This is a genomic window from Pontibacter indicus, assembly GCF_900156345.1.
Taxonomy (GTDB): Bacteria; Bacteroidota; Bacteroidia; order Cytophagales; family Hymenobacteraceae; genus Pontibacter; species Pontibacter indicus.
Window position 1 is genome coordinate 660,725 of sequence record NZ_FTPP01000002.1, and the last position, 12,392, is coordinate 673,116.

A 12,392-nucleotide genomic window follows, 5' to 3' on the forward strand; every position below is an offset into this window, starting at 1 on the left:
ATTACTTTGATTTAATATTCAAATACTCACGGCTCAACACCCACTTCTCCTGCACTTTGAGGGCAGAGATAGAGTCAGTCATGTACTTTTCAATCATCAGGCCCGCAATCGGGGCTGCTGACTGGCCTCCCCACTTGCCATGCTCCACGTATACTGCGATCGCAATCTTAGGATCTTCTTTCGGAGCGAAAGCTACAAACACGGCGTGGTCAGGTCCCTGTGGGTTCTGGGCCGTACCGGTTTTACCGCAAACGGTTATACCTATTTTATCCAGGCTGGCCTTGCGGCCTGTACCGGCGCGTACTACTTCGGCCATGCCTTCAATAATGGGTTCGAAATGGTGTGGCTTAACAGAGGTATAGTGGCGCTCGTAGTTGTCTGCCAATGGCTTACCGTCCTCGCCAATTGAGCGAATGAGGTGCGGGGTTACATAATACCCTTTATTAGCGACAACAGCCATAAAGTTCGCCATCTGTAGCGGCGTTACCCCCAGTTCGCCCTGCCCGATGCTAAGGGAATAGATAGTGGAGTATTTCCAGCGGTTCTTGCCATACACGCGGTCGTACAGGTCGGTAGACGCGATGATGCCCGATTTCTCACCTGGTATGTCGATTCCCAACTTCTTTCCAAACCCAAAGGTGAGTACATGCTCGCGCCAGTCCTTCAGGCCCAGTGCCGTGTCTGTGAACGTGTTCTTGGATTTTCCCTGGTTAATCAGTGCTTTGTAAGCCATAAAGAACCAAGGGTTACAGGAGTGCTGCACGGCACCGCGCAAGTCGAGTGGCGAAGGGTGCGGGTGGCAGTTCACCAACGATTTGTTACAGGCATACCTTGTATTCGGGTCTATCACGCCATCTTCCAGCGCAATAAGGGCCTGCGTCAGTTTAAAGATAGAGCCCGGCGGGTTGCGGTCTGCCATGATCGGGCGGTTGAACATGGTTTTGTCCGGGTCCTGCAGCAATTGCATGTAGTTCTTGCCGTAGTCTTTGCCCGTGAACAGGTTCGGGTCATAAAAAGGTGCCGACACATAGGCCAGGATCTCACCCGTCTTCGGTTCAATGGCCACAATACTGCCTTTGGCGCCGTTCATCAGGTACTCGCCGTAGGCCTGGAGATCGAGGTCGATGGTGCTCACCATGTTCTGGCCGGCTATGGAAAGGGTGTCGTAGGCGCCGTCCTTGAACGAGCCTTTGTCGATGCCGCGCACGTTCACCATCTTGTACTTCACGCCACGCTTGCCCATGAGGTACTTCTCGTAGGCCATCTCTATACCTGATTTCCCGATATAGTCACCGGGGCGGTAGCCTTTGTAGGTGCTGTCCTCAAGCTGTTTCGGGCTGATCTCGGCAATGTAGCCCAGCGCATGGCTCAGGCTCTGGTGCGGATAGCCGCGGGCAGTACGGGCGTTGATGTAAAAGCCGGGGAAGTCGATCAGGTTATCCTGGATGTGGGCAAAATCCTGCGTGCTCAGCATCTGCTGAAAGATGGAAGGCTTCACCCAGGAGTAAGCACGGGCCTTTTTGAAGCGCTCGCGGGCATCCTCCAAGGTAATGTCGAGCATGCTGGCCAGGCGCAGTGTGTCGATGTTGCGGGCTTCCTTGGGCACGATCATCAGGTCGTACACGGGCGTATTCTGCACCAGCAACTCGCCATTGCGGTCGTAAATTAGTCCCCGGAAAGGATACTGGATAACGGTTTTGATCGCGTTGGTTTCAGCGGCCTGCTTGTAGCTGCTGTCCACCACCTGGATGTAGAAAAGGCGCAGTGCGTACACCACACCCACCACCAGGAATATCGATTGTATGACGTACTTTCTGTTTTCGAGGTAATTCATCTATTCGCTCTCTTAAGGGAGAAGAACAGTAATTGCAATATAACCATAACAACGCCCGTAAACAACACACTCAGCAGAATCTTGGGCACTGCGGACGAAAGGCCCTCCAGACTGAAAATTTCGAGCAGGAAGACGGCCGTGTGGTGTGCCAGAATCAGTGTGAGGGCATAGGCCAGAAACCAGCGCCAGCCCATCACGTGTATGTTCACGGAATCATTGCTATCGTAACCATCGCGTGGCGTCAGAAGGTTCAATATCATGGGTCTTAAATAGGCCAGCAGCACACTGGCCGCCGCGTGTATGCCCATGGTATCGTAGAAAATGTCTACTGCAAAGCCTGCTATAAAGCCCAGGAACAGCAGCAGGACCCGGTTTATTTCCAGTGGCAGAAACAAGAGAAAGGCAATGTAGATAAAACTGAAACCCGTGCCGAACAGCACCAGGTTGTCCATCAGCAGTATCTGCAAGGCCACAAATACCACAAATTGCACGATATGTCGGAGACCTAGGCTGTTATTCATGGGGTAGTATTCCTGCTTCTACTTCGAGGGAGTCCTGCTCCGGACGTCGCGGATTTTCCACAACATACACATAAGAGAGCTGCGCAAAGTCAACGGAAAGCTCCACCCGGATCGTATAAAAACTCTTGTCCAGCTCGCGCTCCACCTCGCTGATCGTGCCGACCATAATGCCTTCCGGAAATACAGTGTTAAATCCGCTGGTGACAATGGTGTCGCCAATCTCAGGCTTGATGTGCAGCGGAATGTAGTCGAGCAGCGCGGTGCGGTAGTCGCCTCCGGTCCATTTGATGGTACCAAAGGTGTTGTTTTTCCTGATCTTGGCCGAGATCAGCATCTGCGAGTGCAGCAGCGACGTAACTGTAGCGTAATGCCGCGACACGGTTTTGACACGTCCGACGGCCCCATTCGGGGAAATGACACCCATGCCCGGTTTCACGCCATCCTGACTGCCTATGGCTAGTGTCAGGTAGTTGTTGGTGCGACGAATTGAGTTATTGATGACACGGCCGGCATGCAGTATGAAAGGCTTCGACATGGCAGAGTCGGAAGCCGCATAGAAAGTCGTGTCGAGCTGTTCGGTGCTGTCCGCTGCGGCGTGCTGCCTGTAGGACATAAGCTCCTGGCGCAGGACGGCATTCTCCTGGGCAAGCGTACTGTTCACAGACGCTAGCCTGAAGTAGTCGGTCACACCACTCTGAAACTCAAGTACCTGCCCTACATACGTGTTGGCGGAGTTGAACATGGCAGCCCCCTGGTATGTGTTGTAACGCACGATCAGGAAAATGCACAAGGCCTCCAGCAACACGAATATAAGGAATGCACGGAACCGGTAAATGAAAGCAAATAGATTCCGCATGCGGCACTCTTAGGTCAGAAGGACGTTCTTGAAGCCTTCCAGATTTTTGATAGCCGCACCCGTGCCACGCACTACCGCTCTAAGCGGGTCTTCGGCAATGTGGATCGGCAGTTTGGTTTTGGCAGCCAGACGCTTGTCGAAGCCGCGCAGCAGGGCACCACCGCCTGTCAGGTGAATACCGTTGTCGTAAATGTCGGCCGAAAGCTCCGGCGGAGCGATCTCCAGCGCCTTCAGCACCGCTTCCTCAATCTTCGACACCGACTTGTCCAGTGCAATGGCGATCTCCTGGTACGTTACCTTGATCACCTTCGGTATACCTGTCATCAGGTCGCGGCCACGGATTTCATAGTCAGCAGGCGGGTTCTCCAGCTCCGTCAGGGCCGAGCCTACTTCAATTTTGATCTTCTCGGCAGAGCGCTCGCCGATCAGCAGGTTATGCTGGCGGCGCATGTAGTCGAGGATGTCCTTGGTGAACACGTCGCCTGCGATGCGGATGGACTGGTCGCACACAATACCGGAAAGGGCTACTACGGCAATTTCTGTGGTACCACCCCCGATGTCCACGATCATGGAACCGATCGGCTGCTCCACGTCGATGCCTATACCGATGGCGGCAGCCATTGGTTCCTGAATCATCCATACCTCTTTGGCACCGGCATGCTGGGCCGAGTCACGCACGGCGCGTTTCTCCACCTCGGTGATGCCTGAAGGGATACAGATCACCATGCGATGCGAAGGCTGGAACAAGCGACGGCCCGTGTCGATCATTTTAATCATCCCGCGGATCATTTCCTCAGCAGCGTGGAAGTCGGCAATCACACCGTCTTTCAGCGGGCGGATGGTCTTGATGTTTTCGTGGGTTTTTTCGTGCATCTGCATGGCGTTGCGGCCAATGGCGAGCACTCTGCCCGTAGTGCGGTCCACAGCGATAATGGACGGTTCATCCACCACGATTTTGTCGTTGTGGATGATGAGGGTATTGGCGGTACCCAAATCGATGGCTATATCGCTGGTAAGAAAGTTAAATAGTCCCATTCTTATTTTTTAAAGGCGTGCGGCTGCCCTATATATTTTTAATATACAATATTTCTTGTCAAAAACTAGCCGCAAAATTAGTGATTTTCAGCGGAATTAATAATGCTGATGCGGAACAGGCGAAAGTTTTCAATTTTTTTCTTACCCAATTTCCTTACAATTCTGTTCGTCGCCCTTCATAACGTGCCTGCAGGTATAAAATTGGATAGAGTTGCATTTAGATTTGTATCGACTTGTATAAAAAATTGCAGGTATAGACAGGGATGATAGGCAACGGTGTCACCCGGATTTAAGATCAAGAAAAAGCCCCATCCTATGAAGAATGGGGCCTCTGGAAATGTTATACCTGCAATAGGCGCTATACCTTAGTGCTTGAAGTGGCGCACGCCGGTCATCACCATGGCCATGTTGTGGGCGTCGCAGTAGTCGATCGAGTCCTGGTCTTTGATTGAGCCGCCCGGCTGCACCACTGCCTTTATGCCTGCCTGGTCCGCAATCTCCACGCAGTCCGGGAAAGGGAAGAAGGCGTCGGAGGCCATTACGGTATTGCTGATATCGAAGCCAAAGCTCTTGGCTTTCTCAATCGCCTGACGCAGCGCGTCTACGCGGGAGGTCTGGCCTACGCCGCTGGAGATCATCATCTTGTCGGTAGCCAGCACAATGGTGTTGGACTTGGTATGCTTGCAAACTTTGGCCGCAAATACGAGTGCTTTTTTCTCTTCAGCGGATGGCTCGCGTTTAGTGGCTGTTTTGAAGTCGGCCTCAGTCTCAGTTTTCAGGTCTTTGTCCTGCTCGATCACACCGTTCAGTAGCGTCTTGAACTGCTTGGTTGGCAGCTCTACCGGCTTCTGCTTCAGCAGGATGCGGTTTTTCTTGGTACGCAGCAGCTCCAGCGCGTCGGCATCAAAGTCAGGAGCGATCAGCACCTCGAAGAACAGCTTGTTCAGTTCCTCGGCAGCACCCATGTCAATCGTGCGATTTGCGATGATTACACCACCGAAAGCCGAAACCGGATCAGTAGAAAGCGCATTCAAATAAGCTTCTTTGATCGTCTCGCCCGTGGCGCAACCGCAGGCGTTGGTGTGCTTCAGGATGGCGACGGTCGGTTCTTCGAACTCAGCGCCCAGTGCCACGGCAGCATCCACGTCCACCAAGTTGTTGTAAGAAAGCTGCTTGCCGTTGAGCTGCTCAAAGAGGTCCTCCAGCTTGCCATAGAAAGTGCCTTGCTGGTGCGGGTTTTCGCCATAGCGCAGCGGGGTAGCCTCGCGCACGCTCTGCTTGAACACATTGATGTCCTGCTCTTTGCTCAGGTAGTTGAAAATGTGCGTGTCGTAGTTGGAGGAGATGTCGAATGCCTTGGCAGCGAAACGCTTGCGGTCTGCCAACTCCGTAGCGCCGTCCTTGGCCTTCAGGAGCTCTACCACTTCGTCGTACTGCTCGCGCGACGACACGATCAGCACGTCCTGGAAGTTTTTGGCAGCTGCTCTGATGAGGGAAATGCCGCCAATATCAATCTTCTCGATCACATCCGCCTCTGCTGCGCCTGACGCTACCGTCTCCTCAAAAGGATACAGGTCCACCACTACCAAGTCGATTGGCGGAATCTCGTACTGCGCACGCTCGGCCAGGTCGCTTTCGTTGGCGCGGCGATGCAGGATGCCTCCAAACACTTTCGGATGCAGCGTCTTCACGCGGCCACCGAAGATGGAAGGATAGGCCGTTAAGTCTTCTACAGCCACTACCTCGGCGCCCTGCTCTTCCAGAAAGGCCTGTGTACCGCCTGTAGAGTAGATGGTGACGTTGTGCTGCTTGAGGAGCTCTACCAGTGGCTCCAGACGGTCTTTGTAGTAAACCGAGATCAGTGCGGATTTGATTTTAACAGATTGCATGTGGTTAATGGGCTAATATGTTAATTTTTTAATGTGCTAATGTGTGTGTTAGGACCTTTTGCAGGTATAGCCATTGCGTTTTGAGTTGCTATACCTGATTCTCGGGCCATGTTTATGGGCGTTTGCCTGCAGCATTCCTAACTCTTGGCTGTCTGCAGCACCAGTTTTTCCACGACCTCAGGCAAATACTTGTGCTCGAGTTGTAGTACACGGGCGGCCAAATCTTCTGGCGTGTCGTCGGGGTGCACAGGGCAACGTTCCTGCAGGACAAACTCGCCTTTGTCGTACTCCTCGTTCACGCGGTGTATCGTGATGCCTGACTCTTTGTCGCCAGCGGTAACAACGGCTGTGTGCACGTTAAGGCCGTGCATGCCTTTGCCACCGTACTGCGGCAGCAGGGCAGGGTGTATGTTGATGATGCGGTCCGGAAAAGCCTGCAGGAAGTTCTGGGGCACCAGCCACAGGAAGCCGGCCAGCACGATCAGGTCGGGCTGGAAGGATTGTACCTGCTCCAGCACTTTGGTGGAGTTATAGAACTCGTCGCGGGAAAACAAAAGAGCCGGGACGTGGAAGGTCTCGGCTCTTTTTAGGGCATACGCTTTCGGGTTGTTGGCGAACAGGGCGGCCACACGTATCTGTGGATGGTGCTTGAAGTACTCCATCAGACGCTGCGCATTGCTGCCTGAACCCGAAGCGAAAATGACTATATTCTTTTTATCTGCTGGTGTCAAAGGTATAGCTATCGATTGAAACCGCAAATATAGCGGGTTTAGGTATAGGAGCTAGCAAAATCAGGCAGAAAAGGTATAGGGATTATCTTCTGAAGGTACGGGTATACAGCTCAATCCACTCTAGCGGCGTCATTTTGGAGGCCAACTCACCGATCAGCGCCAGCGGTACATGCTCTGGTTTCTTAAAGCGGATACAACTTTTACCCATGTCAAGCTTTCGATCGCTGTGTTTCGGGAACTCCTCCTGAAACCAGTTAAGGAGGCTTTCATCGGCATACATCCCCATATGGTACACGGCAATGTGATTCTTCTGCGAGGCAATGCCCATGAAGGGCAGAGGTTGCTTCGGGTCGCAGTGGTAGCCGGCCGGGTATAAGGTATGCGGCACGGCATAGCCCAGCATGCCGTAGCCCATCATTTCTTCAAAACCTGTCGGAATATTTTGCAAGATCACATTTCGCAGATCCTGCATGATCTGCTGGCGGGCTTCAGGCAACTCAGCCAGGTATAGCTCGGGGGTAGGGGCGGTTGATTGCATATTGGTTGATGTAGGTATAGCATGTATTGCCTGTGCTCAATTTAGGCTTCTTCAGCCAGGGCAATTATTTTGGTCAGGGTGTTGAAGTTCCTTGTCGTTGCTGCGACTCCCAGTTTCCTCTCTAGGAGGTTATTGCTGAGTTTACTGTCACTGAAGGCTTGGGGAATAAACATGTAGCCTCCCATAGGTGTGATGCTGAGTTTTTCCGGCCCAAAGTCCTGTGCGAGCAGTACCTGTACTTTCTCCTCAGCCGGCGGCTCCTGAAAAGAGACAAAAAATACCCGTGCTATCGGATGTTCGTCTCCCACGAATGGATTGTTCTCAAGCATCTGCCTGAGTTCTTCACTGGTTCTGACCACAATGGCCAGCTCCGGCCCGATATGCTCTTTTATGAGCTGATGTACTCGTAACTCCAGTTCCTTGGCTGATAGATCGCTTTGTAAAACCACATTCCCGCTCTGAATCCAAGTGTGTACCTTTTGAAAGCCGGCATCTGTTAAAACCTGCCGCAGCTGTGCCATCGGTACTCTGTTTTTCCCGGTGGGCATCACGCCGCGTAGTAGCACAAGGTAGGTCTTCATAACGGACAGGAGGATGTGAGTAGCAGGCTATTTTACCTGGATCTGCTTTTCGGCAAAAAAAGCGCGAAGCTCCTCGGTCGCGGGGGCTACGCTGCTAATGCGTCTTTTCTTTCCGCTGCTCAGCTTTAAATCCAGAAAGCGGTTGCCGTTTCGCTCTTTAAAGATAGCAGCTACTACCTCCTGCAGGCTAATTTCGCTTCTGGTAGTCCTCAAAAGAATGTATGCCAAGCCTATTAAGTGACCTGCGCCAATAATCAGACCGGTCCAAAGCAGGAATTGATCGCCGGTTTGTAAGTACCGCAGCACCGAGACAATGCCGAATAGTGCCCAAGCGGCTGATGAAACGATGGAACGAAGATGCTCCCGTTTTGCCTTGTCCCGTATTGTGATTTTATCGTCGCTGAGTACGATCTCTCCTTTTTCTAGTTGTAAAAGTCTCTCCATATAAGGTATAGGTAGAAGCTTGCTTTAGTGCCTCTGAAAATAGAGATTAATTCCCTATAAATGAAATGAAAGCGGCCAGGCAGAGGGGAAATAAGCAAGCTATACCTTCCGTTTCGCTTTCAGCGACCAGGTGAAGCGAAACTCCGCCACTCTATCGCCCGCCTCGTCTATACCTGTGCTGGTGGCCACCACTGTCACGCCTTCGCCGGTGGCTTTGGTCTGGTCGGCGGCTTCTTTGATCTGGTGCCCGTCTTCGCAGGTAAAGGTTATTTTTCCCACTGCCTTTTTGGTGAAGTCGCCCTCCATGTGCACCACAAGCATCGATACGCCCGGATCAGATTTATAGGTCTGCGCCATGCACAGCAAACCCGTCGAGAGCTCGGCCGCCATGCTTAGGCTGGCAAAATAGATGGAGTAGAACGGGTTCTTGTTGAAGTACTTGTAGGGAATCGTCACCTCCGCACGCTCTTCCGAAATGGATCGCACACGTAAGCCGGCCAGGTAGGCCATCGGCAGCCTGGACAGCATAAAGAGCCGGAGCTTATAAGGCGATGCGGCTAGTTTCCGGAACTGGTCGGCAGTTGAGGCAGGTGCGGGCATAACGAAGGTTAGATACAGGTTTGGCTAACGGATCAAGAACTATCAGGTATAGCACCTACGCATGCGCCAGTTGCCTGACCGGCTGCACAACGCATTTGTCGCATACGCCCTGCACACAAAACCGGAACTCCTTCACCTCATAGCCCTCCGGCAGACGTAGCGTGGGCACGTAAACCTCGTTCAGGCAATAGGTATGCCCGCAGGCAGTGCAGCTGAAGTGTATGTGATCGTGCTGGTGCCGGTGTTTGTTGCAGGCTTGCCGGCAAAGGGCATAGCGCGTAATGCCGTCGGTGCTGGGGATGCTGTGCAGCAGCCCGTGCTTCTCAAAGGCATGCAGGGTGCGGTACAGCGTGACCCGGTCGAACTGCGGACCGAGTTGCTGCTCTATGGCAGCATGTGCCAACGCGTGGCGGTGCTCAAGAAACAATCGAAGCACCTCTACACGGCACCTCGTCTTCCGAAGCCCGTAGGCCTCGAGTAAAGGGTGAAGTTTGTTCATATTGTTAGGTAGGTTCGGGTACGGTCGTTCGTCGTGTGAGCGAACGGACTGTGTAATTAACAAAATGCACATGGAAAATGCAAGACCTAACCCCTTGGCGTTCTCCGTATTATGCTTCTTTATATTGTAAAATACAGGTATAAAATGGTGGGTTAAAAAGAAGGTCGGCAGAAGCAGGTATAGCGTGGCTTGTTATAGAACGCGAAATACGAGTCGCGTCTAGCGAACGGCTTATTCTATACCTGAAGAGTCTGTTAATTGATCAGCAGCATGGACAGAATGCCGGTCAGCATGATGAGCTTGCCCAGGTTGCTGAGGTAGGTGAAGTCGCGTTTGCGGTCGGCGCGCACCAGTTTTACCGTCATCCAGATGCTTGGAATCAACACCAGCAGCAGCATGTACATGTCAAAGCCTATACCTGTGACGGGGTGGAAGATGACCACTAGCAGGAAAGCCTGGAAGAGCGCGATAATAGGGTATAGCACATACTTGGCGCGCCGTATACCCAGCACAATCGGGAGGGTGCGGCAGTCGAAAGAAGCGTCGCCCCGCACATCTTCCATGTCCTTGACGATCTCCCGGATAAGCGAAATCAAAAAGGCAAACACCGCGTAGCTGATGGTAATGTTATTGAGTTTGCCGGCATAAACGGCCACCACCAGCAGCATGGAGGCTGACAGCAGCGCAATGACCACGTTGCCGGCCAACGGCATCTTTTTCAGCGTGGCCGAGTAGCCCCACAGCAGCAAAACAGCACCCACATTGATCAGGCCTACAGGTATAGACAAGGCAAAGCCGAGCGCTATACCTGCAAACGAAAGCACCATGTGCGTGAACAAGGCTGGCCTGCGCCGGATGCTCCTGCCCACCACCACCCGGTCCGGTTTGTTGATGGCGTCGATCTTGACATCGTAATAATCGTTGATGATGTAGCCCGCCGCCGCGATGCACACCGTAGAGAGCGTGAGCACCAGAAACCCGGGCGTGGCTATACCTGCCAGGTCGATGCCCGCGCTCAGCAAACTAGCCTGCACCAGCGCCTGGCTGAGCACGATGAGCAGCAGGTTGGGGAAGCGGATAAGCGACAGAAATTCTTTCAAGGCGATGTAACGTAGCAGGTATAGCGCTTGTAAAGTTAAGGCCAGTGCGTGGCACCGCCAACAAAGGGCATAAAAAAACCCCTTGCCGGAAGGGGTTTTTCATGTCGGTGTAGAGCTGTTAGAGACGCTGTACGTTCACCGCGTTGATTCCTTTTTTGCCTTCCTGGGTATCGAAAGCTACTCTGTCGTGCTGCTGAATCTGCAAGCCGTTCAGGCCTGTTACGTGCACAAAGAAATCCTCATTTGTTTCGTCTTCTGTGATGAAGCCGAAGCCTTTAGATTCAATAAAAAACTTTACTTTTCCTGTCTTCATAAAATGAAAATAAATAATTTTAAAATAAATTGACTGTAAGATTAAAAAATAATTATATATATGCAAATTTTTATGTAAAAGAAATTTGCTATTTGTTTTGAGAATAGTATAACGCGCTTACCAAGTGTCCTGCACTTTCATGATTTTCTCAATCAGTTCACGCACAGCGCCCTTGCCTCCGTCCTTAGTTGAAATGAAGGTGCAAATCTCCCGGATGTCATCTGCCGCATCGGCAGGGCAGGCCCGCAGGCCGCAACGCTGCATGGCTTCCTGGTCTGGCATGTCGTCGCCCATGTAGGCTACCGTAGCCGGGTGGATTCCCCGCATGTAAAGGTAGTTCTCCAGTTCCTCCACTTTGTCCTCTACGCCTAGAAACATATCCTCGATCTCAAGCTCCTCCAGGCGCACGCGCACGCCCGGTTCATTTTTAGCAGTGATGATGGCCACGTTATATCCTTGGCGTATGGCGTGTTTGATGGCAAAGCCATCTTTTATGTTGAAGGCACGCACTTTTTCGCCGTCGGCAAACACGTAGAGCGAGCCGTCTGTCAGTACGCCATCCACATCAAAAACGAAGGTATTGATGCGTGTAAGGTCAGGTTGAGTAATCGACATAGTTATAAAAGAAAAAGGTCCTTTCGAGTGAAAGGACCTTTAAAAATATATATTTAATTTAATATTACGAATTTTTCAGGACTGAATGTAAGCTTAGTCCTGGTTGTCGCGCCACTCGTATACCCAGGCCGCCTGTATCTGCTCCAGGTGTCCCTCATTGGATTCCTCGCGCTTACCAACAAAGTTAGGCAGCGTCAGTACCCAGTCCAGCAGCTCAGTAAAGCGCACGCGGTAAATCTTTGACTCGTTGAAATCATCGCCGAATTTTTCGTACAGGGCCATGGCTATGTCTTCATAGTCATTCCAGTGAATCGGCGGTTCATAATTCTTATCCATGTGTCTATCAGTTATTGTGGATGTTCAGTTATCGGTTAATCAGCATTGCTTGGGTGGCAGTCCGGATTAATGACCCAGGAAGTCCTGTGGCGGTATCGTTACAACGACATCCTCGTTGCCCTGCACAACGCACTGGCAGCCCAGGCGGGAGTTGATGCGCGGGTCAACGGCGCGGTCAATGTAGTCTTCTTCTTTGTCCGAGATCTCCGGCAGGTCGTCCATACCTGACTCCACGTACACGTGGCAGGTACTGCAGCCGCACACGCCGCCGCAGTTGTGCTGCAGCTTAATGTCGTTGTTAAGCGCCACGTCCAGCACCGATTCGCCCTCCACAGCCGGGAGAACCTGATCGGGTGAGCCGTCAGCGAATTTGAAAGTTATATTTACAATTTTCATGTCTCTTGCTATTTACGGTGCAAAGTTATGAAACATGCCCCCCGATTCAAAGCCGGGCGCTTTATACCTTTGCTGAATATAACAAAAGGAGGATGAATAGGTTG

At 52.1% G+C, this 12,392-nt stretch carries 16 protein-coding genes; all 16 read right to left on the reverse strand.

The genetic code is table 11. The features are described from left to right. Position 1 precedes the first annotated feature (1 nt). Positions 2-1,834, reverse strand: coding sequence for a penicillin-binding protein 2 (gene mrdA / locus B0B12_RS11595; RefSeq protein WP_076669041.1), 1,833 nt, complete (start codon positions 1,832-1,834; stop codon positions 2-4). Continuing rightward, on the reverse strand, positions 1,831-2,355 hold the full coding sequence (locus B0B12_RS11600) for a hypothetical protein (RefSeq protein WP_076669043.1): 525 nt from the start codon (positions 2,353-2,355) through the stop codon (positions 1,831-1,833). Before B0B12_RS11600 ends, mrdA begins: the two co-directional genes overlap by 4 nt. Further along, the gene (gene mreC / locus B0B12_RS11605; RefSeq protein WP_076669045.1) at positions 2,348-3,211 is read right to left on the reverse strand and encodes a rod shape-determining protein MreC; all 864 of its coding nucleotides are present in this window, start codon (positions 3,209-3,211) and stop codon (positions 2,348-2,350) included. Before mreC ends, B0B12_RS11600 begins: the two co-directional genes overlap by 8 nt. Before the next feature lie 9 nt (positions 3,212-3,220). Beyond that, positions 3,221-4,246: a rod shape-determining protein gene (locus tag B0B12_RS11610; protein ID WP_007652384.1), complete on the reverse strand. Its 1,026-nt coding sequence runs from the start codon at positions 4,244-4,246 to the stop codon at positions 3,221-3,223. 365 nt (positions 4,247-4,611) lie between these two features. Then, a complete protein-coding gene (purH, locus tag B0B12_RS11615; protein ID WP_076669047.1) occupies positions 4,612-6,135 on the reverse strand; it encodes a bifunctional phosphoribosylaminoimidazolecarboxamide formyltransferase/IMP cyclohydrolase in 1,524 nt (507 codons plus the stop codon). Between the two features lie 137 nt (positions 6,136-6,272). Next, positions 6,273-6,866, reverse strand: a complete 594-nt coding sequence (purN, locus tag B0B12_RS11620) for a phosphoribosylglycinamide formyltransferase (protein ID WP_076669049.1) — start codon at positions 6,864-6,866, stop codon at positions 6,273-6,275. A gap of 82 nt (positions 6,867-6,948) precedes the next feature. Further along, the gene (locus B0B12_RS11625) at positions 6,949-7,404 is read right to left on the reverse strand and encodes a DUF1801 domain-containing protein (RefSeq protein WP_076669051.1); all 456 of its coding nucleotides are present in this window, start codon (positions 7,402-7,404) and stop codon (positions 6,949-6,951) included. A gap of 41 nt (positions 7,405-7,445) precedes the next feature. Continuing rightward, positions 7,446-7,985: a DUF1697 domain-containing protein gene (locus tag B0B12_RS11630; protein WP_076669053.1), complete on the reverse strand. Its 540-nt coding sequence runs from the start codon at positions 7,983-7,985 to the stop codon at positions 7,446-7,448. Positions 7,986-8,012: 27 nt separating this feature from the next. Next, positions 8,013-8,429, reverse strand: coding sequence for a hypothetical protein (locus B0B12_RS11635; protein WP_076669055.1), 417 nt, complete (start codon positions 8,427-8,429; stop codon positions 8,013-8,015). 99 nt (positions 8,430-8,528) lie between these two features. Then, on the reverse strand, positions 8,529-9,029 hold the full coding sequence (locus B0B12_RS11640) for a PaaI family thioesterase (protein WP_076669057.1): 501 nt from the start codon (positions 9,027-9,029) through the stop codon (positions 8,529-8,531). Positions 9,030-9,084: 55 nt separating this feature from the next. Then, entirely contained in the window at positions 9,085-9,528 is a 444-nt protein-coding gene (locus B0B12_RS11645) for a Fur family transcriptional regulator (protein WP_076669059.1), read from the reverse strand. A gap of 254 nt (positions 9,529-9,782) precedes the next feature. Continuing rightward, entirely contained in the window at positions 9,783-10,628 is an 846-nt protein-coding gene (locus B0B12_RS11650; protein ID WP_076669061.1) for a geranylgeranylglycerol-phosphate geranylgeranyltransferase, read from the reverse strand. Between the two features lie 118 nt (positions 10,629-10,746). Continuing rightward, entirely contained in the window at positions 10,747-10,941 is a 195-nt protein-coding gene (locus tag B0B12_RS11655) for a cold-shock protein (protein ID WP_076669063.1), read from the reverse strand. Between the two features lie 117 nt (positions 10,942-11,058). Beyond that, entirely contained in the window at positions 11,059-11,556 is a 498-nt protein-coding gene (locus B0B12_RS11660; RefSeq protein ID WP_076669065.1) for a KdsC family phosphatase, read from the reverse strand. Between the two features lie 93 nt (positions 11,557-11,649). Further along, positions 11,650-11,892 (reverse strand): Fe-S cluster assembly protein IscX, encoded by a 243-nt coding sequence (gene iscX, locus B0B12_RS11665; RefSeq protein WP_076669067.1) that lies wholly within the window; start codon positions 11,890-11,892, stop codon positions 11,650-11,652. A gap of 66 nt (positions 11,893-11,958) precedes the next feature. Next, complete coding sequence (locus tag B0B12_RS11670; RefSeq protein ID WP_076669069.1) at positions 11,959-12,288, reverse strand: 2Fe-2S iron-sulfur cluster-binding protein; 330 nt, start codon at positions 12,286-12,288, stop codon at positions 11,959-11,961. Positions 12,289-12,392: the final 104 nt, after the last annotated feature.

Bases quoted from the DNA above. Each gene is read 5' to 3' on its own strand.
- mrdA (WP_076669041.1), bottom strand. From the start codon at position 1,834: ATGAATTACCTCGAAAACAGAAAGTACGTCATACAATCGATATTCCTG.
- B0B12_RS11600 (WP_076669043.1), bottom strand. From the start codon at position 2,355: ATGAATAACAGCCTAGGTCTCCGACATATCGTGCAATTTGTGGTATTT.
- mreC (WP_076669045.1), bottom strand. From the start codon at position 3,211: ATGCGGAATCTATTTGCTTTCATTTACCGGTTCCGTGCATTCCTTATA.
- B0B12_RS11610 (WP_007652384.1), bottom strand. From the start codon at position 4,246: ATGGGACTATTTAACTTTCTTACCAGCGATATAGCCATCGATTTGGGT.
- purH (WP_076669047.1), bottom strand. From the start codon at position 6,135: ATGCAATCTGTTAAAATCAAATCCGCACTGATCTCGGTTTACTACAAA.
- B0B12_RS11625 (WP_076669051.1), bottom strand. From the start codon at position 7,404: ATGCAATCAACCGCCCCTACCCCCGAGCTATACCTGGCTGAGTTGCCT.
- B0B12_RS11630 (WP_076669053.1), bottom strand. From the start codon at position 7,985: ATGAAGACCTACCTTGTGCTACTACGCGGCGTGATGCCCACCGGGAAA.
- B0B12_RS11635 (WP_076669055.1), bottom strand. From the start codon at position 8,429: ATGGAGAGACTTTTACAACTAGAAAAAGGAGAGATCGTACTCAGCGAC.
- B0B12_RS11640 (WP_076669057.1), bottom strand. From the start codon at position 9,029: ATGCCCGCACCTGCCTCAACTGCCGACCAGTTCCGGAAACTAGCCGCA.
- B0B12_RS11645 (WP_076669059.1), bottom strand. From the start codon at position 9,528: ATGAACAAACTTCACCCTTTACTCGAGGCCTACGGGCTTCGGAAGACG.
- B0B12_RS11655 (WP_076669063.1), bottom strand. From the start codon at position 10,941: ATGAAGACAGGAAAAGTAAAGTTTTTTATTGAATCTAAAGGCTTCGGC.
- B0B12_RS11660 (WP_076669065.1), bottom strand. From the start codon at position 11,556: ATGTCGATTACTCAACCTGACCTTACACGCATCAATACCTTCGTTTTT.
- iscX (WP_076669067.1), bottom strand. From the start codon at position 11,892: ATGGATAAGAATTATGAACCGCCGATTCACTGGAATGACTATGAAGAC.
- B0B12_RS11670 (WP_076669069.1), bottom strand. From the start codon at position 12,288: ATGAAAATTGTAAATATAACTTTCAAATTCGCTGACGGCTCACCCGAT.